This is a genomic window from Caulobacter sp. GW821-FHT11E11, from assembly GCF_058808315.1.
The window spans coordinates 357,588-383,510 of sequence record NZ_JBXARO010000002.1 but is presented as its reverse complement, the minus strand read 5'-3'; the positions used below and the strand labels follow the sequence as shown (position 1 = coordinate 383,510).

24 protein-coding genes are annotated in these 25,923 nt (G+C 68.4%); 15 read left to right on the top strand and 9 right to left on the bottom strand.

Annotated elements, in window-relative coordinates:
- Positions 1-3: 3 nt before the first annotated feature.
- From AC1RR5_RS05830 to AC1RR5_RS05820, 3 genes are read right to left on the bottom strand one after another with little or no spacing between them, the layout of a single operon-like run.
- Positions 4-882, bottom strand: a complete 879-nt coding sequence (locus AC1RR5_RS05830; protein ID WP_492920172.1) for a hypothetical protein — start codon at positions 880-882, stop codon at positions 4-6.
- Positions 879-1,874: a diacylglycerol/lipid kinase family protein gene (locus AC1RR5_RS05825; protein ID WP_492920170.1), complete on the bottom strand. Its 996-nt coding sequence runs from the start codon at positions 1,872-1,874 to the stop codon at positions 879-881. Before AC1RR5_RS05825 ends, AC1RR5_RS05830 begins: the two co-directional genes overlap by 4 nt.
- A complete protein-coding gene (locus AC1RR5_RS05820) occupies positions 1,793-2,920 on the bottom strand; it encodes a CDP-alcohol phosphatidyltransferase family protein (protein WP_492920168.1) in 1,128 nt (375 codons plus the stop codon). The genes AC1RR5_RS05825 and AC1RR5_RS05820 overlap by 82 nt, the downstream gene beginning before the upstream one ends.
- 77 nt (positions 2,921-2,997) lie before the next feature.
- Here AC1RR5_RS05820 and AC1RR5_RS05815 point away from each other — a divergent pair, with 77 nt between their 5' ends.
- Positions 2,998-3,885, top strand: a complete 888-nt coding sequence (locus AC1RR5_RS05815) for a metallophosphoesterase family protein (RefSeq protein ID WP_492920166.1) — start codon at positions 2,998-3,000, stop codon at positions 3,883-3,885.
- Here AC1RR5_RS05815 and AC1RR5_RS05810 read toward each other — a convergent pair.
- Positions 3,875-4,381 (bottom strand): DUF2141 domain-containing protein, encoded by a 507-nt coding sequence (locus tag AC1RR5_RS05810; RefSeq protein WP_492920164.1) that lies wholly within the window; start codon positions 4,379-4,381, stop codon positions 3,875-3,877. The genes AC1RR5_RS05815 and AC1RR5_RS05810 overlap by 11 nt on opposite strands.
- 61 nt (positions 4,382-4,442) lie before the next feature.
- Here AC1RR5_RS05810 and AC1RR5_RS05805 point away from each other — a divergent pair, with 61 nt between their 5' ends.
- The 5 genes from AC1RR5_RS05805 to AC1RR5_RS05785 are packed head-to-tail and all read left to right on the top strand — an operon-like array spanning position 4,443 to position 9,070.
- Positions 4,443-4,880, top strand: a complete 438-nt coding sequence (locus AC1RR5_RS05805) for an HIT family protein (RefSeq protein WP_492920163.1) — start codon at positions 4,443-4,445, stop codon at positions 4,878-4,880.
- Entirely contained in the window at positions 4,877-6,097 is a 1,221-nt protein-coding gene (locus AC1RR5_RS05800) for an LptF/LptG family permease (RefSeq protein WP_492920161.1), read from the top strand. Before AC1RR5_RS05805 ends, AC1RR5_RS05800 begins: the two co-directional genes overlap by 4 nt.
- The gene (locus tag AC1RR5_RS05795) at positions 6,094-7,155 is read left to right on the top strand and encodes an LptF/LptG family permease (RefSeq protein ID WP_492920159.1); all 1,062 of its coding nucleotides are present in this window, start codon (positions 6,094-6,096) and stop codon (positions 7,153-7,155) included. Before AC1RR5_RS05800 ends, AC1RR5_RS05795 begins: the two co-directional genes overlap by 4 nt.
- Complete coding sequence (bcerS, locus tag AC1RR5_RS05790) at positions 7,155-8,309, top strand: ceramide synthase (protein ID WP_492920157.1); 1,155 nt, start codon at positions 7,155-7,157, stop codon at positions 8,307-8,309. The genes AC1RR5_RS05795 and bcerS overlap by 1 nt, the downstream gene beginning before the upstream one ends.
- Positions 8,213-9,070, top strand: a complete 858-nt coding sequence (locus AC1RR5_RS05785; protein ID WP_492920156.1) for a nucleotidyltransferase family protein — start codon at positions 8,213-8,215, stop codon at positions 9,068-9,070. Before bcerS ends, AC1RR5_RS05785 begins: the two co-directional genes overlap by 97 nt.
- 6 nt (positions 9,071-9,076) lie before the next feature.
- Here AC1RR5_RS05785 and AC1RR5_RS05780 read toward each other — a convergent pair whose 3' ends face one another.
- Genes AC1RR5_RS05780 through AC1RR5_RS05770 form a run of 3 tightly spaced genes read right to left on the bottom strand, consistent with a single transcriptional unit; the run spans position 9,077 to position 10,394 of the window.
- Complete coding sequence (locus AC1RR5_RS05780; RefSeq protein WP_492920154.1) at positions 9,077-9,331, bottom strand: Txe/YoeB family addiction module toxin; 255 nt, start codon at positions 9,329-9,331, stop codon at positions 9,077-9,079.
- Positions 9,328-9,582, bottom strand: coding sequence for a type II toxin-antitoxin system Phd/YefM family antitoxin (locus AC1RR5_RS05775; RefSeq protein WP_492920153.1), 255 nt, complete (start codon positions 9,580-9,582; stop codon positions 9,328-9,330). The genes AC1RR5_RS05780 and AC1RR5_RS05775 overlap by 4 nt, the downstream gene beginning before the upstream one ends.
- Positions 9,583-9,629: 47 nt before the next feature.
- Positions 9,630-10,394, bottom strand: a complete 765-nt coding sequence (locus AC1RR5_RS05770) for a phosphocholine cytidylyltransferase family protein (protein ID WP_492920151.1) — start codon at positions 10,392-10,394, stop codon at positions 9,630-9,632.
- A 385-nt stretch (positions 10,395-10,779) separates the two neighbouring features.
- Here AC1RR5_RS05770 and AC1RR5_RS05765 point away from each other — a divergent pair, with 385 nt between their 5' ends.
- The 9 genes from AC1RR5_RS05765 (at position 10,780) to AC1RR5_RS05725 (ending at position 19,491) form a co-directional block, all read left to right on the top strand.
- Positions 10,780-11,982 (top strand): glycosyltransferase family 4 protein, encoded by a 1,203-nt coding sequence (locus AC1RR5_RS05765; protein ID WP_492920149.1) that lies wholly within the window; start codon positions 10,780-10,782, stop codon positions 11,980-11,982.
- Positions 11,979-12,998, top strand: coding sequence for a flippase-like domain-containing protein (locus tag AC1RR5_RS05760; RefSeq protein ID WP_492920148.1), 1,020 nt, complete (start codon positions 11,979-11,981; stop codon positions 12,996-12,998). The genes AC1RR5_RS05765 and AC1RR5_RS05760 overlap by 4 nt, the downstream gene beginning before the upstream one ends.
- 176 nt (positions 12,999-13,174) lie before the next feature.
- Positions 13,175-13,336 (top strand): hypothetical protein, encoded by a 162-nt coding sequence (locus tag AC1RR5_RS05755; RefSeq protein WP_492920147.1) that lies wholly within the window; start codon positions 13,175-13,177, stop codon positions 13,334-13,336.
- On the top strand, positions 13,333-14,316 hold the full coding sequence (locus tag AC1RR5_RS05750) for an alpha/beta fold hydrolase (RefSeq protein ID WP_492920145.1): 984 nt from the start codon (positions 13,333-13,335) through the stop codon (positions 14,314-14,316). Before AC1RR5_RS05755 ends, AC1RR5_RS05750 begins: the two co-directional genes overlap by 4 nt.
- Positions 14,317-14,323: 7 nt before the next feature.
- Positions 14,324-15,160 carry a helix-turn-helix transcriptional regulator gene (locus AC1RR5_RS05745; protein ID WP_492920144.1) on the top strand — a complete coding sequence of 279 codons (837 nt, stop codon included), beginning with the start codon at positions 14,324-14,326 and terminating at the stop codon, positions 15,158-15,160.
- Between the two features lie 99 nt (positions 15,161-15,259).
- Positions 15,260-16,483, top strand: coding sequence for a rhamnogalacturonan acetylesterase (locus AC1RR5_RS05740; RefSeq protein ID WP_492920142.1), 1,224 nt, complete (start codon positions 15,260-15,262; stop codon positions 16,481-16,483).
- A complete protein-coding gene (locus AC1RR5_RS05735; protein WP_492920141.1) occupies positions 16,473-17,429 on the top strand; it encodes an alpha/beta hydrolase in 957 nt (318 codons plus the stop codon). Before AC1RR5_RS05740 ends, AC1RR5_RS05735 begins: the two co-directional genes overlap by 11 nt.
- On the top strand, positions 17,426-18,808 hold the full coding sequence (locus AC1RR5_RS05730; RefSeq protein ID WP_492920139.1) for a rhamnogalacturonidase: 1,383 nt from the start codon (positions 17,426-17,428) through the stop codon (positions 18,806-18,808). Before AC1RR5_RS05735 ends, AC1RR5_RS05730 begins: the two co-directional genes overlap by 4 nt.
- Positions 18,805-19,491 carry a DUF6250 domain-containing protein gene (locus AC1RR5_RS05725; protein ID WP_492920137.1) on the top strand — a complete coding sequence of 229 codons (687 nt, stop codon included), beginning with the start codon at positions 18,805-18,807 and terminating at the stop codon, positions 19,489-19,491. Before AC1RR5_RS05730 ends, AC1RR5_RS05725 begins: the two co-directional genes overlap by 4 nt.
- Here AC1RR5_RS05725 and AC1RR5_RS05720 read toward each other — a convergent pair.
- Both AC1RR5_RS05720 and AC1RR5_RS05715 read right to left on the bottom strand, forming a co-directional pair.
- The gene (locus AC1RR5_RS05720) at positions 19,471-22,083 is read right to left on the bottom strand and encodes an exo-rhamnogalacturonan lyase family protein (protein ID WP_492920136.1); all 2,613 of its coding nucleotides are present in this window, start codon (positions 22,081-22,083) and stop codon (positions 19,471-19,473) included. The two genes, AC1RR5_RS05725 and AC1RR5_RS05720, sit on opposite strands and share 21 nt — an antisense overlap.
- Positions 22,084-22,170: 87 nt before the next feature.
- Entirely contained in the window at positions 22,171-25,809 is a 3,639-nt protein-coding gene (locus tag AC1RR5_RS05715; protein WP_492920134.1) for a TonB-dependent receptor, read from the bottom strand.
- Positions 25,810-25,923: the final 114 nt, after the last annotated feature.

Below are 25,923 nucleotides of genomic sequence, written 5' to 3'. Positions count from 1 at the left end.
GTCCTAGGCCCTGCGACGGCTTTTCCAGACCTTCATCAGCACCCCGGGCGCAGCGAGGATCGGATGGCGCTCGCGCCAGGGCGTGACCTCGACCGCCACTCCAGTGTGCCGTTCTATCTTCCAAGCCGCGTAGCGCGCCGCGCCCTGGAAGGTGAAGGACGCCTTCATCAGCCGGGCGGCGTTCAGCGGCTTGCCCAGCAGCTTGCGCGGCGTCCAGGCCTTGCGGGTGCTCGCGCGCTGACCAGTCTCCAGCGGCCCGCCCTGGTCGGCCTGCACGGCCTCCATGACGCGGTCGTAGCGGCCCGGATCGAAGGTCAGGATCGAGACCTCGCGGCCAGCCTTCTCGACCCGCAGTTCGGCCTTGTAGGTCTCCTGGAACAGCGCGGTCCACAAAGCCTGTGGCGCGCCGTCGACCGGCCCCAGGGCCTGGGCGTAGCGGGCGGCCGTACGGCAAGCGTCGGTCACCGCGTCGATCACGGCGTCCCGCGCGCCCTCCCCAGCCCAGATCAGGGCGCAAGGCTGGACGAAGCGGGCCCAGATGGTGGTGTCGTAGTCGCCGCCGCCAGCGGTCTTGCGAAACTGGCTCAAGGTCATCGAGGCGACCTTGGCCCGCAGCACCTCTCCGTCGACGGCCAGCTCATGATAGCTGACGTCCGGCCACAGGATGCGCGTGAAGAATCCCCGCCAGCCCGTGGGCGGCCGCTCGGTCAGGACGTAGTAGTCCAGCACGCCGGATAGGTCGCCGGTCCGCAGGATCGATCCGTAGAACAGCACCGCCCGCGCGTCCGGGAAGATCGTCGCCAGGTGCTCGGCGAAGGCGGTGATCGGCGCGGGGGTCGAAACGGAGAGCTCGGCCGCGACCAGGTCGCGAAGGCGGCTCATCCGACCAGGAACCTCAAGGCTGGGCCCAGGCCGATCGTCAGCGCGCCGCCCTCGAACACCTCGCCGTCCAGCACGAACGGCGCGCCACCGGCCAGGCTGATCTCGCGCGGGTCGCGACGGCGATAGCCCATGCCTTCCAGCGCCGGCACGACCCTGCCGCTCAGCACCATCGGGAAGGCCTTCAGCAGGCGGTGCGGAGGCGCATCGACGTCCAGCAGCTTCAAGCCCTCGCGCGGCGCGCCAAAGGGCATGACGCCGAACGGCAGGCGCTTAAGGGCCGTGGCCAGCACCGCGAAGCGCTCGCCCTCGGGCTGGGCCTCGCCGTCCAGGGAGATCTGGGCCGGCACGCCCTCGCGCCACTCGTCGCGGCTGCCGCCGAACACGGCGCGCAAGGCGGCGGTGACGATGGTCACGGCCACCGCCAGGTTATGGAAGAAGCCGACCTTGTGGACCCGCTGGGCCAGGGTGGTGGCCTTCACCGGGGCCCCGACACCGAAGAAGAAGCCCTGCAGGCAGGGCCGGCGGCCGTCGTCCCAGCTGACCCGCAGCGGCGGGCGCGACTTGACCGTCGGCTCGGACCGGCGGGCGGCGATCAGGGCCTCCTCCAGCCGCCAGTCGTCGGGGGTGCCCAGGTCGATGGCCAGCACGTTGGTCTTGCCCGAGGGCAGCACCGCCAGCATCGGCAGGTTCTCGCCGAAGGTGTGAGGTAGCAGGCTGATGACGTCGCGCACGGTGCCGTCGCCGCCGTCGATGACCAGCAGGTCCAGGCCGTCGCGCGCGAAGTCCTCCAGCGCCGTCCGCAGGGCGTCGCGACCGAACGGCTCGACCAGGATCACGCCCTCGGGCGTGGGCCCAGGCGGATGCAGCCGGTTGCCGTGGCTCTTCGGATTGCGGACGACCCCGATACGCGTCATTTCGACAGCCAAGACTGGATCGAGCCCTTCGGTGCGGCCAGCCCCTGTAGAATCTGGACGGCGTGTACGATGAAGCACACGGCGGTCCAGATAGCCACCAGGGTGAAGCCGACGTCCGGACGGCCCACGAGGACGCAGGCCGTCATCAGGAGCAGGTTCGGATTCCGGCGCGCCGTGATCAGGCGGAAGAAGCTGTCGAACGGCCGCCAGGCGTGCATCTCCAGCTTGAATAGGGACAGGAAGATCCCCTCCTCCACCCGCTGGGCGACATAGCCGCCGACGACGATGGCCAGGCTGAGGCCGGCATAGGGGATCGACTGGCCGACCGCATACACGCCGACGAACCACGCCCACCACCAGAACGGCGGATGCAAGAGGTCGATGCCGTGGTCGAAGACGTTGCCCCATTTGGACGAAGTCAGGGTCACGCGGGCCAGCTTGCCGTCGACGGTGTCGAGGAAAGTCATGATCCAGGCGCAGACCAGCCCCCAGCCGAACTGGCCGTGCCAGAACAGCCAGGTGGCGGCCAGGGTCAGCAGAAAGCCGAGGAAGGTCACCTGGTTCGGCGTCATCTTGGCGATCGCGGCCCAGCGGGTGACGATCCGGGCCGGCGTCGGCCAGACGTACTTGGTGACGAAGTCGGTGACGCCCTTGTACGAGCCCTGGAACAGGCGCTTCTCGACGGCCCGGACTGTCTCCGGCGTCAGGCGCTCCAGCACCGGCGGCTCACGCTTGCGCAGGGCGCTGTTGTAGGCCGAGCCCAGCTCAAGCGCGGTCAGGCGCACCAGACGCGGGTCCAGTCCCGACGGATCCTGGCCGGCGTTCAGCGCTTCAGTCGCGGCATAGGCCAGGTCGGCGGGCGCATGCACGGCCACGGCGCGGCCGACGTCATCGACCAGCACCGCGCCCTCGCGGCCGGCCAGAGCCTTGATCAGCGACTCGTCGAACACCCAGCCGGCGTCGACCGCGACCACGGCGTTCGACAGGTCCACGGCCGGCGTCTCGACCAGGCCCAGGCGGCGATAGATGCGCGACAGGCGCTCGGGCGAGCTCATGCCCCAGATACGACCGCCAGCCTCGCCGACGGTCAGAGCGCGCGGCCCGTTTTGAATTTCACTACCCAAAGACAGTTATACCCCTTGAATCTCGACCCGATTGATACGCAGCTTCGCCCGCTTCGACCAGAACGACCCGAACCGTCTTGTCCATATACCGCATCGCGCACCTCTCCGACCCCCACCTGCCGCCCCCGCCGGGCGCGTTTCGGTGGAAGGACGTCTTCACCAAGCGGCTGCTAAGCCGCATCGCCTGGCGTCGGAAACGCAAGGTCCACCGGCCCGATGTGCTGGCGACGCTGGTCGCCGACCTCAAGGCCGTTTCGCCCGATCATGTGGTGATCAGCGGCGACCTCACCAACTTTGCTTCGCGTACGGAGATCGCGGCCGCGCGCACGTGGCTGGAATCGCTGGGAAACCCGGCCGACTTCACCGTCAGCCCCGGCAATCACGACGCCCTGGCCGGCCGGGGCGGCGCCGAACGCTTCGCGACCTGGACGCCCTGGCTGGGCGATGCGGGCGAGACCCGCTTCCCCCAGGTGCGACTGCGCGGCCCCGTGGCGATCTTCAACCTGTGCTCTGCCGTCCGCACGGCTCCACACCTGGCCACCGGACGCCTGGGCGAGGAACAACTGCAGCGCCTGGACGCCCTGCTGGGTGATTCCGCCTATGCCGGCCTCTTCCGCCTGGTCGTGCTGCACCACCCGCCGCACAAGGGCGCGGTGGCCAAGCGCAAGCAGCTGGAAGACCAGGCCGAGTTGCGCGCGATCCTGGCCAGGCGCGGCGCCGACCTCGTCCTGCACGGCCACGCCCACGAGTCGCTGATCGGCTCGGTGCCCGGCCCGAACGGCGCGGCCATCCCGGTGCTGGGCGTGCCGTCGGCCTCAGCCCAGCCCACGGGTCACTCACCGGCCCGCTGGCACATGATCGAGATCGAAGATCGCCACATCCGCGTCGTGGCGCGCGGCATCACGCTGGACCAGGACGGCCTGGTCGAGCTTGGTCGCTACAGCCTGGCCGACATCAGCGGCTAGACGGGTAGCGGACCTTCACGCGGATGGTCGTCTCGCCGACAGGCTTCACGCCGAAGCGCACCGCGTCGAACGATGGCGAGGCGAACTTGGTCGGGGCGTCGTTCGAAAAACCGTAGCCTTCCGTGGGCATGCCGGCCGGGCTGCGGCTGAGATCACCGTTGCCGTCGGCGTCGTGATAGACCGCCACCGCGTAGGCGTCCTCCGGCGAAGGCAGGAAGAAACAGGCCTGGCTCATCGGGGCAGAGGTCTTGATCTTGGCGCGACCGATCTTGCCGCGCGAACTCAGGAAGCGGCTGGGATCCCCCGGATAGACCACGATCACCACGTCGCCGGCGTTCGAGCGCAGCGCGCCCACCTGCACGGTCAGCCGGGTGGCGGTCTTGCGGCCGACGCACTCCTTGTCGACCAGCGCCCGGGCCATGCCCTCGGCGCGCGCGTTTCCCGCCGTCGCGACCATCGCGAACATTACGCCGACGAGAACGGAACGTACTTTCATCTAAAAGGCCGCGTCCTTATTGTTACCGCAGGCGATATCGGCCTGAAGTTCCGGCTTTCTCATGACCAATCCCACCGCCCTGGCGTTCGGCTATCCCGCTTCGAAGGTTGCGGAGACCGCTCATTGGCTGATTCTGGTTCGTCCGAAGCAACCGACATTTGGGTCTTTGGTCCTGGTGTGCAAGGAAGCTGTCCAGGCGTTCTCCGACGTGAGTCCCGCCGCCTTCGCCGACCTGCAGGTCGCGGTGGCCGGGATCGAGCGCCTTCTGAAAGCCAAGATCGCCTACGAGAAGATCAATTACCTCATGCTGATGATGGTCGACAAAGACGTCCATTTCCACGTGCTTCCGCGCTACGAGGGCGTTCGCGAGCATGAAGGGCAGTCTTTCCCTGACGCCGGCTGGCCCGCGGCCCCCGCCCTGGGCTCGGCCGCGGCCCTGTCGGACGAGGCCGTCGCGCGCCTGGCGCAGGATTTCGCCCAAGCCTGGGTCGTCGCGTGAGCGCCAAGGACCTGACCACCGGGCCCGTGCGCCTGATAGACCGCTACCTGCTGCGCCTGCTGGTCTGGCCGCTGGTGGGGTGCCTGGGCGTCACGGTCGTCGCCCTGCTGCTCGAGCGCGTCCTGCGCCTGCTGGACGTGCTGTCCCAGAGCAGCGCCCGCTTCGGCTACGTCACCCAGTTGGCCGCCAACCTAGTGCCGCACTATCTGGGCCTGGCCCTGCCCGTCGCGTTCTTCGTGGCGCTGTTCATCGTCATCACCAAGCTGTCGGACGGCTCTGAAATCGACGCCCTGCTGGCCAGCGGCCAGTCGCTGGAGCGCATCGCCGCGCCGTTCCTGCTCGTCGCCGTGTTCCTCAGCGTCTTCAGCGTCGGCGTGTTCGGCTACATGCAGCCCTACAGCCGCTACGCCTATCGCGCCGTCATGCACGCGGCGATCAACGCCGGCTGGAACGGACGCCTGGCGGGCGGGGCCTTCATCGACGACAAGGGCTCGCTGCTGACCGCCGACAGCGCCGACCTGGCCGGCCAGCGGCTGACGCGGGTGTTCATCCGCCGCCTGGACGCGCGCGGCCAGGAAGAGATCATCACCGCCGCCTCGGCCGACCTGAAGATGGACGCCGGCGGCAAGACCATCACCATGGACCTCAAGGACGGCCGCCGGATCGCCCACGACGTCAACGGCCAGTACCGCAACCTGGCCTTCGACAGCCTGACCACCCAGACGCCGCTGTCCGCCGCCGCCGTTCTCCTGCGCGATCGCGGCAGCGACGAGCGTGAGCTGACCCTGGGCGAGCTGTACAAGCAGGCCCATTCGCCGAACCCGGTCGTGTCCAAAGCGAACCTGCTCAGCGAGTTCTACGGTCGCTGGGCGCGAGCCATCTTCCTGCCGTTCCTGCCACTGCTAGCCTTCCCGCTGGGCCTGGCCTCCAAGCGCGGCAATCGCGCGCCGGGTCTGGTGATGGCGGGCCTCCTGCTGCTGGCCTTCCAGCACTCGCTGCTGATGGGCCAGGGCCTGGCCAAGGCCGGCAAGATCGCGCCGTTCCCGGCCATCTGGGTCCCGTTCACCGTCTTCGCGGCCTTGGCCGTCTGGCTGTTCGTGGGTAGCCGCACGCGACCGGGCGACACCCCGGTCTCGCGCACGGTCCGCCGCGTCAACAAGATCGTGGCGAACATCGTTCGCGCCCTGCCCCTGCCAAAGAAGCGACAAGCCGCATGAGACTGCAGCTCTACGTCCTGCGGACCATCGCCAGCCATATCCTGGGCGCGGCGCTGATCCTGATGGCCATCCTGCAGGTGCTGGACCTGCTGGACGTGACGCCCGACATCCTCGACCGGGGCCTGGGGATGGCCGGCGTGGCCTATTACGCGTTCATGCGCCTGCCGCGCCTATTCGAGCAGGTCGCCCCGATCGCGGTGCTGGCCGGCGGCCTGTTCGCGTTCTCGGGCCTGGCCCGCGAGAGCGCCGTCGTCGCCATGCGCGCCACCGGCATCTCGGGCTATCGCATCGTCGGCATGGCCGTGCCCGCCGCCGTGGTGGTGATGCTTCTAGACGCCTTGTGCGGCCAGTATCTGGCCCCGCGCGCCGACCCTGCCCTGGCCGACTGGTGGAAGAACACGACCCCCGTCGCCGAACGCAAGGTCCCCACGCCGCGCACCTTCCGGGCCGGCGCCGACCTGGTCATCGGGGCCAGCGCCTCGGTCAGCGGCCGCGAGATCTATAGCGTCACCATCTTCCGGCGTGATCCCAAGGGCATCCTGATGGAGAAGGTCGAGGCGGCGAAGGCCCACTATGCCAACGGCGCCTGGACCCTGGACCAGCCCAAGACCACCCGCTTCACCGGCGACCTGGCCCAAACCTCGACGGCCGCCTCCACGAGCTGGCCCAGCGGCTTGCGGCCGCGCGACGTGCAGGGCCTGTTCGGCGACGACGCCGCGCCGACCGCCGCCTCGGCCCAGCGCGCCCTGCAGAACGGCGCCTCCGACCGGCCGGAGAGCTTCTACGCCACCCACCTGCAGGCAGCGTTCGCCGGCCCGTTCGTATCGCTGGTCATGCTGCTGCTGAGCGCGCCCGTGGCCCTGGCCAACTTCCGCAGCGGCCAAGGAGCCGTCCTGCTGACCGGTGGCCTGGCCGCCGGCCTCGTGTTCCTCGTGGCCAACGGCATGCTGACCGCGCTCGGTGAGTCCGGCTCCCTGTCCCCGATCCTGGCCGTCTGGGCCGCCCCCGCGATCTTCGGCGCATTGGCCGTTCGCACCTTCTTGGCCCTGGAGGGGTGATGCCTTTCGACTCCGCGAACGCCGACCTGCACGTCATTCCCGTCTCGACGCCGGACGAGCTGAAGCGCTTCATCGCCCTGCCCGCCCGCCTGAACGCCAAGGATCCCAACTGGATCACGCCGCTGTTCATGGAGCGCACCGAGGCCCTGACGCCCAAGACCAACCCGTTCTTCGCCCACGCCGAGGTCCAGCTGTTCCTGGCCACGCGCGGCGGCCGTGACGTGGGTCGGATCAGCGCCCAGATCGACCAGCTAACCCCGCAGCCGACGCCGGGCCGCCTGGACGGTCACTTCGGCATGATCGCCGCCGAGGACGATCAGGCGGTGTTCCAGGTGCTGTTCCGCGCCGCCGAGGACTGGCTGCGCGCCCGCGGCCGCACCCACGTGGTCGGCCCGTTCAACCTGTCGATCAACGAAGAGGTCGGCCTGTTGGTCTGGGGCTTCGACACGCCGCCGATGATCCTGATGGGCCACGACCCGGCCTATACGGGCAAGCGCGTCGAGGAACAGGGCTACGCCAAGGCCCAGGACGTCTTTGCCTACAAGGCCGACGAGACCGGCGACATCCCCGAGATCGCCCAGCGCCGGGTCAAGCGCGGCCTGCCCTCGGGCGTGGTGCTGCGCCAGCTGGACATGAAGCGCTACGACCAGGAAGTCGTCACCCTGACCGAGATCCTGAACGACGCCTGGTCCGATAACTGGGGCTTCACCGCCACCACCGAGGCCGAGACCGCTCAGCTGGGCAAGGCGCTCAAGCAGGTGATCGACAAGCGCCTGATCTGGTTCGCCGAGATCGATGGCGAGGCCGCCGGCGTCGTGGTCTTCCTGCCCAACGTCAACGAGGCCATCGCCGACCTGAAGGGCAAGCTCCTGCCGTTCGGCTGGGCCAAGCTGCTGTGGCGCCTGAAGGTCAAGGGCGTGAAGTCGGCCCGCATCCCGCTGATGGGCGTGAAGAAGAAGTTCCAGACCACCCAGCGCGGCCGCATGCTGCCGTTCTGGATGATGAAGGCCAGCCGCGATATGGCGATGAGCCTGGGCTACAATCGCTACGAGATCTCGTGGGTGTTGGAGGCCAACAAGGCCATGTGCCACATCGCCGAGAACGTCGGCGGCACGCACTACAAGACCTACCGCATCTACGAGAAGGCGCTTTGAGCGGCTTCAAGGCCCTGATCCTGGCCGGCTCACGCGGCGGTGAGGTCGATCCGGCCGCCGCCTATGCCGGGGTCACGCACAAGGGCCTGATCACCCTGGAGGGCAAGACCCTGCTCAGCCGCGTGCTGGACGCGGTCAGGGGGGCAAACGCCGAGACGATCGGTGTCGCGGCCAACGACGAAGCGATCAAGGCCGCCCTGGCCGGCGCCAGGGTCGTCGTCCTGCCGACCGCTTCGGGTCCCAGCCAGAGCGTCGAGAACGCCGCGCGAGAACTGGGCTTCCCGCTGCTGGTCACCACCGTCGATCATGCGCTGCTGAAGCCGGAGTGGATCACCCAATTCCTGGCCGACACGCCCGACTGGGCCGACGTCGCCGTGCTGCTGGCCCCCGAGGAACGTGTCCAGGCCGCCGCGCCACAGACCAAGCGCACCTATCTGCGCTTCCAGGACGGCCGCTATTCGGGCTGCAACCTGTTCCTACTGCGCACCGAGAACGCCCTGAACGTCGTCCACGTCTGGCGCAAGGTCGAGGCGCTGCGCAAGCAGCCCTGGAAGATCGCCGCCATGCTGGGGCCGTCGTTCCTGATCCGCTACCTGCTGAACTGGCTGACCCTGGACCAGGCCGTGCTGAAGCTGGGCAAGCTGGCCAACGTCAAGGCCGCAGCCGTACGCGCGCACGACGGCCTGGCGGCTGTCGATGTCGACAAGCCGTCGGACCTGGATCTGGTTCGGGAGTTGGTGGGCGAGGCGCCGCCCCAATAGCCATGGCTAGTAGTGGTAGCGGCACTGCGCGATCAGCAAGCCGTCCTCGGTGGGACGATAGACCAGGCGGTGCTCCTGGTTGATCCGGCGAGACCACCAGCCAGCCAGCGGTCCGCGCAGCGGTTCGGGCTTGCCCGTGCCCTGGAAGGGCGTGCGCAGACATTCCTTGATCAGGCTATTGATCCGCATGACGAGCTTGGCGTCCTGGGACTGCCAATACAGGTAGTCCTCCCATGCCTGCTCGCTGAAGATCAGCTTCATTCCGCCAGATCGCGCTCGTCACCGCCGCCGCCTTCGAGCTCGCCGACCGACTGCAGCAGGCGTTCGGCGTTCGCGGGACTGCGGAGCAGGTAGCGGGTCTCCTCGTAGGAGGCGAAGTCCTCGATCGACATCAGCACCGCCGCCGGGCGGCCCTTGTCGCGCGTGATGACGATCGGCTCGTGATCATTCGTCACGGCGTCGATCGTCGCCGCGAGGTTCTTGCGCAGATCGCTGTAGGACGTGGTTCGCATCCCCCACCTGTACAACATTGCGTACACATGGGGAAGCTGACCTCAGACTAGACCGCTGCGGCTTCCTTGGCCGCCCACTTCGCCGTCAGTTCCCGGTTGCCCACCAGGTCTTCCGGGAAGTCCATCTCGGCCCACTCCAGGCCCTGGATCGAGCGCACGCGCACGACGTCGTGGTTCTGGGCGATCTCGTTGATGACGCTCAGGTACCAGCGCTTCAGGCCCTCCGGCGTGCGCATGATCGCTTCCAGCGTCTCGATGAACAGCGCCGAGCCTTCTTCGTTGAAGCGCAGGAAGCCGATCGACTCCGCGTCGTACTCGGTGATCGTCTTGCCGATGGCGCGCAGGACCTCGCCGTCGGTCAGCACCTTCATGTCGTCGCTGTCGTAGACGCCGTCATCCTTGCGGTCGACCGTCACGGTGATCGGCGCGTCCGGGGCGCTGATCAGGCGCTCGGCGATGCCCGGCTCGAACAGGGTGTCGCCGTTGAGGATCATGAACGGCCCGCCGCGCATCTCCTCGCGCGCCAGCCAGCAGGTCGCGAGGTTGTCGGTCACGCTGTAGAACGGGTTGTAGAGCGTGCGGACGCTCATGCCCGGCAGCGCCAGGCGCGCGACCTCGGCCTCGACCAGATCGGCGCGGAAGCCGGTGACCACCACCGCCTCGGTCACGCCCGCCTGATGCAGGTGACGCAGCTGCCATTCCAGCACCGTCTTGCCGGCCAGCTCGACCAGGCACTTGGGCCGGTCGTCGGTCAGAGGCGACAGTCGCTTGCCCTGGCCGGCGCTGAGGATAAGGGTCTTGACCGGCTGCATGACGTTTCGAAATCTCGCTGGATAGGGGCTGAAATTCGCCCCTCTAGGAATCGTTGGACCACGACCCTGGCGGCCGCGAGCGCATAACTGCGCACGAACCCGCCCTACGGCAAGTGCGCGCGGCCTGTCAAAGCCGGTCATGACGTCGCGGTGCAAGCCCTCCCCGCGCTTTTTCGACAAACCGCGTCCAACGGGTGACGCCGGGGCCGCGTTCCAGCCGTCGTCGCTTCACACATCCTATGGTTCAGCTTGGGTTCACCTTGGCCCGACGATTGTCCGTTCGCCGACACAAGCGCCCCTTCCGGAAACTGAACCATCCCACCATATGGCCATTGTCATACGGAGGATTGGGCGGGGGCCTCGGAGCGTAACCAACGGAGGCGTCGTGCAGCTCGCGGAAAGATCAATTCGTCAGTTTGCTGAGGAAAAACCGGCCCGGGGCCTGCGCCTGGCGCTATTTTCCGGGAACTACAACTACACGCGAGACGGCTCGAACCAGGCGCTCAATCGCCTCGCCGCCTATCTGATCGGCCAGGGCGCGCAGGTCCGCGTCTACTCGCCGACCACCGACACGCCCGCCTTCGAACCGGCCGGCGAACTGGTCTCGGCCCCGTCGGTGGCGATCCCCGGTCGCGGAGAATATCGCCTGGCCCTGGGCCTGAACCGCGCCCTGCGCGCCGACCTCGCCGAGTTCAATCCGACCGCCGTCCATCTCTCGGCCCCCGACCTGTTGGGCTCGCAAGCCGGCAAGTGGGCGCGCCGCCACGGCCTGCCGCTGGTCGCCAGCCTGCACACGCGGTTTGAGACCTACCTCTCCTATTATGGCCTGGACTGGCTGCGCTCGAGCGCCGAGCGGTATCTGGACACCTTCTATCGCGGCTGCGACCGCGTGCTGGCTCCCAATGCGCCCATCGCGGACCTGCTGCACGAGCAAGGCCTGGGCGAGCGCGTCGAGGTCTGGGGCCGCGGCGTCGATCGCGACCGCTTCTCCCCCGCCCGCCGTGACGCCGAGTGGCGCCGCGCGCAAGGCATCGCCGACAACGAGATCGTCGTCGCCTTCCTGGGCCGCCTGGTCATGGAGAAGGGCCTGGACGTCCTCGCCGAAACCATGGTCAACCTGCGCGGCCAGCCGATCCGGCCGCTGATTATCGGCGACGGCCCGGCCCGCAGCTTCCTGGAGGAGCGTCTGCCCGAAGCCATCTTTACCGGTCACCTGGACGGCGAGGCCCTGGGCCGCGCGGTGTCCAACGCCGACGTGCTGTTCAATCCCAGCCTGACCGAGGCCTTCGGCAACGCCACGCTGGAAGGCATGGCCGCCGGCCTGGCCGTGCTGTGCCCGCGCGCGCCCAGTACCAGCGCCCTGATCGCCGACGGCAAGGACGGCGTACTGACGCAACGCGCGGACGCCAAAGCCTATGCCGCGGCGATCGTGGCCCTGGTCAACGAGCCGATGCGCCGCCTGCGCCTGGGTCGCGCGGCCCGCGTCTCCAGCGCCCGCTACGACTGGAACGCCATCTGCGCCTCGGTGCTGGACGTCTATCGCGATCTGGGCGCCGCCCCGGCCCAGCGCGCGCGCTCGGCGGCATGACGCCAGAAACAAGCACGAAGACAGAGGCGGCCAAGAAACCCTCCGCGCTCAGGGGTTGGCTGCTGACCATCGGCGTCGGGCTGCTAGCGATCATGCTGGCCACCCATGGCGCCGGCGCGGTGCGCGAGCTGGTGGCCCAGGTCGGCTGGCAGGTGGTGATCGTCATCCTGGCCCACCTGCCGGTGACCTTCCTGGCCACGGTCAGCTGGGAGGTGCTGCTGCCGCCCGACCGCCGCCCGTCCCTGTCGTTCCTGTTCCGCGTGCGCTTCATCAAGGAGGCGGTCAACGCGCTGCTGCCCGTCGCCCAGGTCGGCGGCGACGTCGTGCGCGCCAAGCTGTCGGCCCGCAACGGCCTGACCCTGGCCGAGGCCACGGCCAGCTGCATCGTCGACGTCCTGGCCGGCACGGTGGGCCTGGTCATGTTCGTGCTGACCAGCCTGATCGTCGCCATGGTCACCCTGCACGACCCGCGCCTGGCCCAGGCGGGCCTGGCCCTGGTCGGCATCATCCTGGCCATTATCGCGGCGGCCTACGTCGCCCACAGGGCCGGTGTCGGCCGGCGCCTGGGCCAGTTCTCGCAGCGTTGGACCGCCCTGGCCGGCCGGGTCGGCGAACTGGGCGAGGCCTTCCGCGTCATCGGCCGCCAGCGCAACAACCTGTTCGCGTCCTGGGCCTGGCACCTGGCCGCCTGGATCGCCGGCGCGTTCGAGACCTATGTCTCGATGTGGGCCCTTGGCCTCAATCCTACCCTGCTGCAGGCTTTGATCGTCGAGGGCCTGGCCCAGACGGCCAAGGTCGTCGGCTTCGCCATCCCTGGCGCCCTGGGCGTGCAGGAAGGCGGCTACCTGCTGCTGGGCGGCGCGCTGGGCCTGACACCCGACCAGGCCCTGGCCCTATCGCTGCTGCGCCGCCTGCGCGAGCTGGTCCTGGGCGGCATCGGCCTGGTGCTGTGGCGCATGACCAAGCCCGAAGCGACGATCGCTAAAGAATCCGACAGCGAAGCGGCGCCCGCCTGAGGTCTATCAGACGGGTCAACAACCCCACCGGATTGCCATTCCTCTGATGACCTAGCCGCGACGTAGCGGATCGACCGGAGCCGGGTCGTCGCGATCGCCCTGGCCGTTCCACGTCCGTCGCCCCCGATCACGTCCTTTCAAGACATCCCCTCAGGGGACAATCCAAGGAGCCCCCTATGGACGCGAAGACCTGCGCCGCCTGCGACTGTGAGCTGGAGACCGACATCATCGCCGTCACCCTCGGCGGCCGGGCCGTCGAGGTCTGCTGCACGGAATGCGCCCTGGCCTTGGGAGAAGCCCAGGCCGCCATCAACGCCCTGGAAGCCCGAGCCCAATGACCACCGCCATGACCCGCCGCCGCTGGCTGACCGCCTCGACCTGTCTCGTCGCCATGACCCTGTCGAGCCTTGAGGCCCGCGCCGACCAGCTGGACGCCGCCTATGACGCCAAGGCCGCCGAGCGCTGGACCCGCGAGCGCCGCTTCCAGGTCACGCCCTATGGCCGCACGGCCTATATCGATCGCGGGACCGGCCCCGTCGCCCTGTTCTTGCACGGCTTTCCGCTGAGCAGCTTCCAGTGGCGGGGCGCCATCGACCGGCTCGAGCAGCATCGCCGCTGCCTGGCGCCGGACTCCATGGGCCTGGGCTTCACCGAAGTGCTGCCGGGCAAGTCCGTGACCCCCGCCGACCAGGCGAAGATGCTTATCGCCTTCCTCGACGCCCTGGGTGTCGACACCGTCGATCTGATCGCCAACGACAGCGGCGGCGCGGTGGCGCAACTGTTCGCCGTCAGCCACACCAAGCGCGTGCGCTCGTTGCTGCTGACCAATTGCGATGTCGAGACCAACAGCCCGCCGCCGGCCCTGACCCCGGTGTTCGAGCTGGCCGAGATGGGAATCTGGCCCGACGCCTGGCTGGATCCCTGGCTGAAGGACCCGACCAAGGCCCGCGCGCCCGACGGCCTGGGCGGCATGTGTTTCAGCAACCCGGCCCACCCGACCGACGCGGCGCTGAAGCAATATCTCGGCCCTATCCTGCAGTCGGTCGAGCGCAAGGACCTGGCCAATCGCTACGCCCTGGGCCTGAAGCCCAATCCGCTGGCCGGCGTCGAGGCCTCGTTGCGCCAGCTGGACATCCCCGTGCGGATCATCTGGGGTCAGAGCGACCCGATCTTCCCGCCGGCGGACGGCGAGTACCTGGCCCGGACCCTGCCGCGCGTGGAAAACATCCGCCGGATCGCGGAAGCCAAGCTGTTCTTCCCCGAGGAGTATCCCCATATCGTCGCCGAGGAAGCGCGACTGCTGTGGAAGGTCGCGTGAGGATCCGATGAGCGGATACGCCGTCCAGCACCTGCTCGATACGCCCACCGTGTCGCTGTACGACGTGGTCTGCGACGGCGCGTGCCGGCACAAGAGCGGCGAGGAATGCGCCCACGGCGCGCACCTGGTGTTCCCCTATCGCGGCGTCTTCATGCACCACTTGGGCGGCGACCGCGATGCCGTGGCCGAGCCCAACCAGGTAATGTTCTTCAATGGCGACGAAGGCTTCCGGGTCAGTCACCCGGTCGACGGCGGCGACGCCTGCCTGTCGTTGTCGCTGAGCCCGGACATGCTGGCCGAGCTGACGCCGAAGGACCAGACGCGCGGCGGTCCCGAGGTCGCCTTTGAGTCCCAAAGGCGCGGCATCGATCCCCGCGCCCAGGCCCTGGTCGCCCTGCTGCGCCACAGCCTGACGCGCGGCACGATCGAGACCCTGGAGGCCGAGACCCTGTCGCTGACCCTGGTGCGCCGCGCCCTGGGCGAGCGGACCTCACACGCCAGCGCCGGTAGCTGGGGCCGCACCAAGTTGGTGGACCGCGCCAAGCTGGTGCTGGCCTCTGACCTCGGTCGCCGCTGGACCCTGGCCGAGATCGCAGACGAGGTCGGCGTCTCGCCGGTCTACCTGACCCAGGTCTTCCAGCAGGTCGAGGGCGTGCCGCTGTATCGGTATCAACTGCGGCTGCGCCTGGCCCGAGCGCTGGACCTCTTGGACCGCTACGATCACCTGACCAACCTGGCGCTGGACCTGGGCTTCTCCAGCCACAGCCACTTCAGCGCCGCGTTCAAGCAGCACTACGACCGCACGCCGGCTCAGTTTCAGCGCTCGGTCCGCGCGCAAGCTTAAATCCCATATCGCAGGATAATGTCCTGCATTTTGACATTGAACCCCTCCCCTGGCGGCGCTACCAAAGTCCTTGGACTTTGCACGCGATAGGGAGGCGGCATGATCCTGGATCGGCGCACGCTGCTGGCTGGCCTCGTTCTCGCGCCGAGCGCCGCGCTCGCCAGGGAGGACGCCCCCGTGTGGGTCTTCGATTTCACCACCACATCCATCGGGGCCTATGACCCCGCCGTCGGCCACGGCTTCGAGCCGAGTCCCGGCCGCCTGTTCTCGGTGAAGGTCCCCGAGGGCGACTATCGGATCACGCTGGACCTGGGCGGCGACAAGGCGTCCGAGACCACGGTCAAGGCCGAGTCCCGGCGGCTGATGCTGGAGACCGTCCGCGTCGGCGCTCGCAAGACCCATACCCGCACCATCGTCGTCAATGTCCGCCGGCCCGAGCTGGCCCCGCCGCCGCCCAATGCCCCCGGCGGAAAGCACGTGGCGCTGAACGCGCGCGAGGACGGCAGCTACGACTGGGACGACAAGCTGACCCTGGAGTTCTGCGGCCCGACGGCCGCCGTGCGCCGACTGAGGATCGAGGCCGTCACCGTCCCGACCGTGTTCCTGGCCGGCGACTCCACCGTCACTGACCAGCGCTTCGAGCCCGCCGCCGGCTGGGGCCAGATGCTGCCGCGCTTCTTCAAGCCCGACCTGTCGGTGTCCAACCAAGCCGAGTCCGGCGAGACCCTGAAGGCGTTCCTGGTCGAGCGGCGCTTCGACAAGATCCTCAGCAAGATCAAGCGCGGAGACTGGCTGCTGATCCAGTTCGGCCACAACGACCAGAAGGCTAACTGGCCCCAGACCTATGTCGAGGCCGCCACCACCTATCGCGACTATCTGAGGGCCTATGTCGGCGAGGCGCGGCTGCGCGGCGCGACTCCGGTCCTGGTCACCTCAATGCACCGCCGCAAGTTCGACGAAGCCGGCAAGATCGTGAACACCCATGGCGACTATCCGCAGGCGGTGCGCGAGACGGCCCAGGCGCTGAACGCACCACTGATCGATCTCCATATGATGAGCGCGGCCTTCTACGAGGCCCTGGGTCCCGACAACGCCTGGAAGGCCTTCAACGACGGCGGCAAGGACGCCACCCACCACAACAACTACGGCGCCTATCAGCTGGCGCGCTGCGTGGTCGAGGGCATCCGGGCCAACGTGCCGGACCTGGCCGCCCATCTCGCCACGGACCTGCCGGCGTTCGACCCGACCAAGCCGCCCTCGCCCGAGACCTTCGCCGTGCCTGCCAGCGCCGCGTCCAGCCAGGAAATTCCCCGTGGAAGCTGACCGCCGCGCCCTGCTGGGCCTCGCCGCCGGCCTCGTGGCCGCGCCGACCCTGGCGCGCGCCGCCGAGAGCGCCGTCGAGACCGTCGACCTGTGGCCCGGCGCGGCGCCGGGCGGCGAAAAGGTCACCGTCACTGAAAGCGTGATCCTGCGCACGCCCGGCGGCGATCCGAACGACACCGCCTTCCTGAACGTGACCAAGCCCTGGCTGACGATGCGCCGACCGGCCAAGCCCAATGGCGCGGCGGTGCTGATGATCCCCGGCGGCGGCTATGTGCGCGTGGCCGTGGGCAAGAACGGCGGGTCGATCGACGCCTGGCTGGCCAGCCTGGGCATCACCGCCTTCGTCATGGACTACCGCCTGCCCGCCGACGGCTGGGCGGCCGGTCCCGACGTCGCCCTGCAGGACGCCCAGCGAGCCATGCGCCTAATCCGTGCTCGCGCGCCGTCGCTGGGCGTCGACCCGGCCAAGGTGGCGGCGATCGGTTTCTCGGCCGGCGGCCACGTCGCCGCGCGCCTGGCGACCCAGTTCGCTCGCGAGACCTACGCACCGGTCGACGAGGCCGACAAGCTGCCGACCCGGCCGTTCGCGGCCGGCCTGTTCTATCCGGTGATCACGGGAACGGCGCCCTACGCCCACGGGCAATCGCTGAAGCAGCTGCTGGGCGCGAACCCGACGGACGCCCAACGCCAGGCGATCTCGGTCGAGCTGAATACGCCGGCTGACACGCCGCCGGTGTTCATCGCCGCGGCGGCGGACGACAAGACCGTGCCGGTCGAGAACAGCATGCTGATGTGGCAGGCCCTGCGCGCCAGGAAGATCCCGGTCGAGATGCACCTGCAGGAGGTCGGCGGCCACGGCTTCGGGCTCAAGGATCGCAGCGGCCAGATCGCGCCGGTCGCCCTGGCCCTGGACGCCTTCTTCAAGCGCCACGGCCTCTACGCGTGAAACTGGCCACCGACACGATCAACGCCGCCATCGCCCACGCCCACGCGCGCGGCGGCGGCGAGGTCGTGCTGCCGGCCGGCCGCCACCTGTCGTTCTCGATCCGCCTGCTCAGCGGCGTGACCCTGAGGCTGGAGGAAGGCTGCGTGCTGAAGGCCGCCGATCCGGCCCTGCACGGCGGGACCTACGACGCCGCCGAGCCCAATCCGCACGACCTTTGGCAGGACTTTGGACACAGCCATTGGCGCAACAGCCTGATCTGGGGCGAGGACGTCGAGGACGTCGCCATCATCGGTCCCGGCCGCATCGACGGCGCCGGCCTGACCCGCGAAGGCCCCGGCTCGCGGTGGAAAAAGCAGGACGGCGAGTTCCCGCTCAGCATGGCCGGTCTGTCAGCCGAGGCGATGGCCGAGCTGTCGCCGCAGGTCGAGGCCATGGCCGGCCTGGGCAACAAGGCCATCGCCCTCAAGCGCGCCAAGCGGGTGCGGATCGAGGGCCTGACGATCTTCCAGGGCGGTCACTTCGCGGTGCTGGCCACGGGCTGCGAGGACCTGATTTTGCGCGACCTGGTGGTCGACACCAACCGCGACGGCCTGGACATCGACGCCTGTCGCCGGGTGCTGGTCAGCGGCTGCCGGATCAACACGCCCAATGACGACGCCATCGTGCTGAAGAGCTCCCTGGCCTTGGGCGAACTGATCCCGACCGAGCAGGTGATCATCGAGCGCTGCGAGGTCAGCGGCTTCGATCTGGGCACCATGCTGGACGGAACCTTCGGCCGGACCCAGCTGGTCTCGCCCGACCAGGACCGCGTCACGGGCCGCATCAAGCTGGGCACGGAGTCCAATGGCGGCTTCAAGGACATCTCGATCCGCGACTGCCGATTCACGCGCTCGCGGGGCCTGGCGCTGGAGGTCGTGGACGGCGGCACGATGGAGAACGTGGTCTGCGAGCGCCTGCATCTGCGGGAAGTCACCACCGCCCCGATCTTCCTGCGGGTCGGCGACCGGCGGCGAGGACCGGAAGGCACGCCGCTAGGGGCGATGCGCAACATCGTGCTGCGCGACATCGAGGCTTTCGACGTCCTGCCCGACTACGCCGCCACGATCGCGGGCCTGCCGGACTCGCCGATCCAGGACGTGACCCTGTCGAACATCCACCTGTCCTATCGCGGCGGCGGAGCGGCGGAGTGGGCCGAGCGGCGGCCGGGCGACCTGCCGCAAGCCTATCCCGAACCCAGCATGTTCGGCCCGTCCCCGGTCCACGGCCTGTGGGCGCGACACGTCGACGGCCTCAAGATCGACAACCTGACCATCGAGACCACGACCCCGGACGCCCGTCCCGAGCGCCTGTTCGAGAACGTTCGCGAGGTCGACGCATGATCCTGGGCCGCCGCGCCATGCTGGTAGGCCTGGTCGCCACGCCGTTCGCGAGCCAGGGCAAGCGCCTCCACACTGACGACTTCCGCGACCTGAAGCGCTGGACGATCGAGGCCGAGAAGCCGGCGACCGTGACGACCAAGGACGGCGCGCTCGACATCGTCGCCCCGGCCGGCCTCACCGCCTGGTTCAAGCCTGAGTTGGCCGGTCCCGTGGCCATCACCTACCAGGCGCAGGCCGTCTCGGAAGGCGGGCCATTCGACCGGGTCAGCGACCTGAACAGCTTCTGGATGGCCCGCGAGGTCGACGGCGGTTCGCCCCTGGACCATCCGCGCTCCGGCGCCTTCGCCGACTACGACACGCTGAAGACCTACTATGTCGGCCAGGGCGGCAATACCAACACCAGCACCCGCTTCCGCCGCTATGTCGGCCGCGCCGGCGACCGGCCGATGCTGCCGCAGCACGACCACGCGGCCACCGATGAGCTGCTGATGCCCAACCGCTGGACGACCGTGCGGCTGATCGCCGACGGCCAGCGTATCGAATACTGGAGCGACGGCCGCCGGCTGTTCGAGCACCAAGATCCGCAGCCTTACACCCGCGGGTGGTTTGGCCTGCGGACCACGCAGAGCCATTTGCGGGTCCGCCAGTTCGAAGTGTTCAGCCTACTCCCAGCCGGCCGGTAGGCTGTCGGGCGCGGCGTCGCCGACCAGGGCCAGCAGCTCGAACAGGTTCAGCGCCCACTGCGCCGACTGGTTGGTCGAGACGCCTTCCATCTCGTCGATCGGGTTCAGCACGCCGCTCCCCGCGACGTGGGTGATCGGCTCGGGGCTGTTTTCCTGACCCGTCTTGGTCTTGGCCAGGAACTCGGTCCAGGCCCGCTTGGCCAGCACGGGATCCTTCAGCTTCACGGCCGCCCAGGCCGTCAGGCGCGCGTGCCAGACGGGATAGGCGAAGTAGCGGTCGATGGCCGCCGGACCCAGGGCCGCCTGCCGCTCGGCCAGGGGCGCGTTGTAGTACGCGCAGAAACGGACCCAGGCCTTGCTCCAGGCCGGATCGTCGATCAGCCCGTCCAGCTCGAACACCAGCTCGGCCCCGCCCATGATCGTCACCAGGTGGTAGCTGCTCGTGAAGGCGCTGCCGAGGTCGTAGAGGGTCGCCGTGGCCGGGTCGTAGCCGAACGGCGGGCCGGTGAACATGCCGTGGGACGAGGCCGCGATGGCGTCCAGGCCCTTGACGATCTTGTCGCGCCACTTGGTGTCGCCCGTTCGCTCCCACGCCACCAGCCAGTTGCTGGCGAAGGCGAACCAGTCGGGCCCCGAGCGAGCTTGGGTCGGATACTTGGTCTTGGCGGCGACCTTGCGCACAGGATTGACAGCCAGCAGCGCGTGGTCGCCGTCGTAGAGATCGGCCATCAGGTCGCCGGTCCGCTCGTCGGCAGTCAGGTAGTAGTAGTGGCGGCGCAGCAGCGACTGGCTGATCCGCGCCTCCTTGGCCCCGTCGCCCCAGTGGCTGACATTGTGCCGCGAGCCCAGGCCCTTGAAGGGACCCAGGTGGTGGACGTCGACCTCGCCGGTGTGGCGGGTCATGGCCTCGGCCATGCGGAACAGGTCGGCGCGGCCGGTGCGCATGAAGGCGGTCCACAGCCACAGGTCCGGCACCAGCTCGCTGTTGGCCCAGGCATAGCCGCCGACGTCGTAGCGCCAGACGTGCCGATCCTGGTCGTAGGTGTGCATCACGTCGCCGTGGTCCCAGAACCCGTACCAGCGACGCTGCTCGATCTCGTGCTGGTAGAAGCCCAGCAGGCGCTCGTGGGCGGCCTCCAGCTTGGCCTTCACGGACGAGGAGCGATCGACCGGGGCGAAGACCCCGCCGAACGCGCCGACGCTCTGGTAGTAGGCCGGCGCGGCGACCGGCAGGGCCGGCTCGGTCGTCGCCTTGGCCATGGCCGACAGCGCCGCGCGCGTCGGGGTGGCGGCGACCGGCCACAGGAAGACCTGGTTGGTGCGAGCGATCCCCAGCGGGGTGCTGTGGCCTTCCTCAACATCCTCGTACTGGATCTCCAGGCCGTGGGCCTTGTCGCTGTAGTGGCGCAGGTCCATGGCCCCGGCCTGGGGCGACCACAGCCACAGGGTCACGGTCGCGGCGTCGGTCGTCGCGCCGTCGATCTCGAGTCCCGTCGGATGGCGCTGCCAGAAGTGGCGCAGGCCGAAGGCGATCCCGCCCGAGACGCCACCGACATAGCCTAGGCCCGGCGCGCGGCCGCCATGGTCGGCGCGCAGCCAGCTGCTCTTGGTGTTGGTGCGCTTGTCGATTGTGAAGGCGTCGGCGTCGCCCTGGAACAGGCGATAGCCGTTCCAGGCGGGCACGGTCAGCAACTGGTCGCGGGTCTTGGCGTCCATGGCCGACAGGTCGGGCACACGCTCGCCGCGCAGCTGGTCCTGGAACTTGGCCGCCAGGGCGAACTTGGTCGGCTGCCAGCCCGGGATGTTGCGGACGGCCTCGCCCCACATCCCCTCGCCTTCCCCGGCGAAGCGAACATGGCGGTTGTGCAGTTCGTCGGTCAGCGGGACGTCGAAGCGGATGCCCAAGCCGGCGATGAAGTCCTTGTTCCCGTCGCCATCGAACGTGAAGCTGTGGGTCAGGGCCAGCCGCCCGTCGGCGTCGACCGCGACGCGCAGGGTGAACGGCAACCAGTCACGGCCTGCGCCGCGATGGCGGCCCTCGAAGCGAACCACCGCCCGCACCAGGCCGCGCTGCTCGATCGTAACCGCGTCAATCGCACCGTCGAAGACCCCCGTCTCCCGCGGTGATAGGTCGCCAGGCGGGGTGTTCTGGTTCAACGCGACGAGACGGCCGCCGCGCAGGGTCTCGCGGCCCGTCAGGCTGACGCTCTCGATCAGGTTCGAGCCTGTCCGCGCGAACCGGCAGACGAGATCACCGGCGGTGACCTCGATCCGCTCCGGCGTTTCGCGCACCACGACGGACTTGGACGGTGCGATCGGCTTGCCAGGCTTGACCTGGAAGCCCTTGGCGGCCGGCCCGGCGAGCGCGTGCCCCGTCCACTTCAGCGAGCCGTCGGGCCAATACGCCAAAGGCCAGGTCTGCAAAGGCAGAGCCTGGCCGTCGGCGCCGATCGCCGTCAGGGTTGTCTTGGGTTTGACCGCCCCGCGCGGCCACGGCGCACCCCAGACCGCCGCGCCGGGCGCGGATGGCGGGGCGTCGCCCAGCCAGTGGAAGTCGGCCGAGGCTGGCGAAGGCTTGGCGGCCTGCGCCACGCCTCCCCCGGCCAACGCCGCGACGGGGATCACCAAACTCGAACCCAGCAAACCCCGTCGCGATACCCTCACGCCACTGCTCCCACTCTAGTTTTTGTAGACGAAGCCGATCGCGAAGCGCGCGCCGCCGTACTGCACCGACCAGGGGTTCGGGGCGTTGGCGAAGCCGGCCCGCTCGGAGCCGACGCTGAGACGCGCGGCGTTCAGCAGGTTGCGACCTTCGGCGTAGATCTCGAGGTTCGGATTGATCTTCCGCGAGATCTTGGCGTCCAGATATTCGTACTTTTCCGAGTAGAGCGGCTCGCCCGGATTGTACGGGAAGCCCACGAAGTTGCCGACATTGGTGTTGGGCGAGTTGCGCACCGGCGAGCTGGCCGTCGAAGTGCACGGCGAGATGCAGGTCAGTACCCGGTCACGGGTCTGGTAGGCGATCCGGATCTTGGTGACGTCATCGTCGTACCACAGCACCAGGTTGGCGAAGTACTTGGACTGGCCGGCCGGATCCAGAGACTCGGCGGTCAGCGGGTCGATATAGGCCGCCGCCGTGCCCGACTTGGTGGTCGAGATGTTGAAGTCGACGCCCATGTGCTTGAACTCCCACGGCAGGAAGGTGAAGGCCGTCCGCGCCACGAACTCCCAGCCCGACTGCACGTAGCCCGGACCGTTGATGAAGGTGTTCACGCCGAACTCGTACTCGGACAGCCGCTTGGTGGTGCCCGGGACGATCTCGTCGCTGCCGGCGAAGATGTTGCCGTTCTTCAGCGGCACCTGGACCGGCGCGCCGATCCGCACTTTCTGGCGGTAGTAGGCCAGGCTGAACGAGGTGTCGCGGTTCGGATACCACTCGATCGAGGTGTTGTTCTTGGTCGCCGTGTAGGGCTTGAGGTCCGGATTGCCGAAGGTGTTCGTGCAGGCCATGTCCTGCTCGCTGCCGTCGCTGTCCTGGAAGCCTTCGCGGCGTTCGTCATAGGTGCACGAGCCGGCCGGGAACAGGCGGTTCAGCGGCGGCGGGGCAATGGTCTTGGCCCAAGAATAGCGGATCACCAGCTTGTCCGGGATGGTCCACAGGGCCGCGTTATAGGCCGGCATCCAGCCGGTATATTCGCGGTTGATGCTGACCGGCTTGGTGAAGGTGGCGCTGGTGATGCCCGCCGGATTGGTCGGGTCGGCCTGGTTGAAGGCCGGGGTCTTCAGCGTATAGGTCAGGCCCACATAGCCCGAGCCCGACACCTGGGTCTTCAGCATGCGCATGCCCAGGTTGCCGTTCAGCTCCATGTTCAGCGGCAGCTGCTGCTCGAACTCGGCCATCCAGTACCACGACGTGTACTTCTCCAGCGCCTTGTTGACAGGCTGGTCGTAGACCTTGCCGTCACTGCCCTTGCACGACTTCACGCAGTCGAAGTTGTAGTTGGCGGCGCTGGCCAGTTCGCTGAAGGCCTTGGGCACGTCGATGCTGTCCCAGACCGTCAGGCCCTTGGTGCCGTCATAGCCCTTCATGAACGGGCCGGAATTGCTCTGCAGGCTGTTCTGGAAGATCGAGATCAGCTTGGACTGCGGCACCGTCTCGATGCCGTACAGGAAGGTGTTGCCGGTCGTCGGGTTGGGCGCATAGCCATAGACGCAGGCATTGGCCGCCGTCGTGGTCGGCAGGTTCTCGCAGGCGCGGACGTCGCTGCGCAGCGCCATGGTCGGGACGAACACCCCGGCCGCGGGCGTGTAGCCGCCGGCGCCCCACGAGTTGGTGTTGGCCTCGCGATAGAAGCCGCCGATCTTGAAGCGAGTGAAGAACGGGATCTTGCCGTCGGTCAGATAGCTGACGTCGAGCTTGTACTGGTCCTCGCCGCTCTCGACGATCCGCGGGTTCCACTGCAGGCGCGACAGGGCGCTGTAGCTGGCCATGCCCGGCGCCGTCGGGGCCAGCATCTGCGCGAAGTTCGTCATGTTGGTTTCGTCGAAACCGGCCGGGGTCTTGATGTCCCAGATGCCGTTCTCCAACGCCGTCATGGTGGCGTTGCCGTAGGTGTAGCTGCGCGCGAAACGGCGGTCGTAGCGGGTGTAGCTGGCCTCGGTGCGGCCGCCCCGGAACTCGACGTTCAGCGGCCCGCGATTGTAGTCGGCGCCGTAGGTCAGGTAGTTGGTCTTCCAGTCCTGAGTGTTCTCGATGTGATCGATGCCGATGGCGGCATTGGTGATGTCGAACGAGGTCAGGTGGTGGGCGCTGTCGACCTTGATCGAGCCCGGGATGATGTTGGCGGCGATGCCATAGATCGGGAACGAGTTGTTCGTGACCACGGTCCCCGGCGTCGTGTCGATCGCCGACACCCCCGTCGGGATCCCGCTGTTGTAGATGTAGTAGCCCGAGCCGGCGACCGACGAGAGCGGGTTGATCGTGCCGGTCGGATAGAAGGTGTTGGTCACCAGCGGCGAGGTCACCTGGTTGGCGGTGGCCACGCCCAGCGAGGTGATGCCACCGCGCGTGCGCTGGCGGTTGTCCTCATGCTGGCTGCGATTGGCGACCTGGTACTTGCCGAAGATCGTCAGGTTGTCGGTCACCCGGTAGTCCAGGCGCAGGTCCCACTCCAACCGCTTCTCGTACTGCGACCAGTTCTGGTCGCGGATCAGGTTGGGCGCGTAGTCGTTCCACTGGTTCAGGCAGCTGATCTGCGAGTTGATCATCGCCGCCTGAGCCGCCTGGCGGTTGGCGTTGCTGGTGCCCGGCGAAATGGTGTTGAGTTGGGTGTCGGTCAGCAGCGGGAAGGCCGCCAGACAGTCAGCCTTGGTCTTGGCGTTGGCCGACTTGGTGACGATGTCCAGCGGCGTGGGCGCGTTGAAATTGCCCGAACCGCTGGCCAGCGCCCACGTGCCCACAGGCGTGCTGGCGTCGGGACCGGTGGTCGCCGCGGGGTTATAGGCCCAGGTCTTGTCGGGCGAATTGTCGAAGTCGGCGAAGCGGGTGTAGCCCTGCTGGTTGTTCGAGCCGGCGCTGTTGAGGGCATGGCTGTCGTTGTAGCGCTTGGTCGAATTGATATTGCCCAGCACGCCCAGGCGGTCGTCGAAGAACTTCCGCGTCGCCACCACGCCGATCTCGGGACCAGCCTTCTTCGACAGGGTGTTGCCGGCGGCCGCGCCGCGCACCGACAGGAAGGGCTTCTTGAAGTCCAGGCCCGTGCGGGTCTGGATCTGCACCGTGGCGCCCAGGCCACCGGGCGTCATGTCAGCCGTCTGGCCCTTGATGACGTCCAGGCTCTTGATCATCTCGGCGGGTAGCTCGCGCATGTCGGCCGAGCGACCATCGCCGCCGCCGGCCGCCAGGCTGAAGCCTGAGGCCGCGACGCCCAGGCCGTCCAGCTCGACGCGGGTCAGGTCCGCGCCGTTGCCACGAATGGCGAAGCCGTCGCCCTCGCCGAAGCCGTTGCGCTCGATGGCCACGCCGGCGATGCGCGACATGGCCTCGTTGACGTTGCTGTCCGGGAACGAACCCACGTCGTCGGCGACGATCGAGTCCTGAGCCGTCTTGCTGCGCTTCTTGCGCTGGATGGATGATTGCTGCGAGGCGCGGGCGCCAACGACGATCACCTCGACGGTGTTGTCCTGGGCTGCGGCAGGCGCATTGGCTGGAGGCGTGGATTGCGCCAGGGCCGGCGAAGTCAGTGCGATGCCGGCGCTCAAGGCCAGGATCGATACGGTAGCGGCGGCCGCGCGGCGGCGAGCCCGTGTGAGCTGCATGGTGTCCCTCCCTGTATGGCCGAAACCCCGTCCCCACGGGGTCCCGCACGCCTACCGGTCGGTCTCGGCCCCGAGGGGTCCGCACCAAACACGATGGCGCATTATTAGTACAAT

What these genes read in the sequence shown, in the direction of transcription:
- AC1RR5_RS05830 (WP_492920172.1), bottom strand. Translation starts at nt 882, where the DNA reads ATGAGCCGCCTTCGCGACCTGGTCGCGGCCGAGCTCTCCGTTTCGACC.
- AC1RR5_RS05810 (WP_492920164.1), bottom strand. Translation starts at nt 4,381, where the DNA reads ATGAAAGTACGTTCCGTTCTCGTCGGCGTAATGTTCGCGATGGTCGCG.
- AC1RR5_RS05805 (WP_492920163.1), top strand. Translation starts at nt 4,443, where the DNA reads ATGACCAATCCCACCGCCCTGGCGTTCGGCTATCCCGCTTCGAAGGTT.
- AC1RR5_RS05795 (WP_492920159.1), top strand. Translation starts at nt 6,094, where the DNA reads ATGAGACTGCAGCTCTACGTCCTGCGGACCATCGCCAGCCATATCCTG.
- bcerS (WP_492920157.1), top strand. Translation starts at nt 7,155, where the DNA reads ATGCCTTTCGACTCCGCGAACGCCGACCTGCACGTCATTCCCGTCTCG.
- AC1RR5_RS05780 (WP_492920154.1), bottom strand. Translation starts at nt 9,331, where the DNA reads ATGAAGCTGATCTTCAGCGAGCAGGCATGGGAGGACTACCTGTATTGG.
- AC1RR5_RS05775 (WP_492920153.1), bottom strand. Translation starts at nt 9,582, where the DNA reads ATGCGAACCACGTCCTACAGCGATCTGCGCAAGAACCTCGCGGCGACG.
- AC1RR5_RS05770 (WP_492920151.1), bottom strand. Translation starts at nt 10,394, where the DNA reads ATGCAGCCGGTCAAGACCCTTATCCTCAGCGCCGGCCAGGGCAAGCGA.
- AC1RR5_RS05760 (WP_492920148.1), top strand. Translation starts at nt 11,979, where the DNA reads ATGACGCCAGAAACAAGCACGAAGACAGAGGCGGCCAAGAAACCCTCC.
- AC1RR5_RS05755 (WP_492920147.1), top strand. Translation starts at nt 13,175, where the DNA reads ATGGACGCGAAGACCTGCGCCGCCTGCGACTGTGAGCTGGAGACCGAC.
- AC1RR5_RS05750 (WP_492920145.1), top strand. Translation starts at nt 13,333, where the DNA reads ATGACCACCGCCATGACCCGCCGCCGCTGGCTGACCGCCTCGACCTGT.
- AC1RR5_RS05745 (WP_492920144.1), top strand. Translation starts at nt 14,324, where the DNA reads ATGAGCGGATACGCCGTCCAGCACCTGCTCGATACGCCCACCGTGTCG.
- AC1RR5_RS05740 (WP_492920142.1), top strand. Translation starts at nt 15,260, where the DNA reads ATGATCCTGGATCGGCGCACGCTGCTGGCTGGCCTCGTTCTCGCGCCG.
- AC1RR5_RS05725 (WP_492920137.1), top strand. Translation starts at nt 18,805, where the DNA reads ATGATCCTGGGCCGCCGCGCCATGCTGGTAGGCCTGGTCGCCACGCCG.
- AC1RR5_RS05715 (WP_492920134.1), bottom strand. Translation starts at nt 25,809, where the DNA reads ATGCAGCTCACACGGGCTCGCCGCCGCGCGGCCGCCGCTACCGTATCG.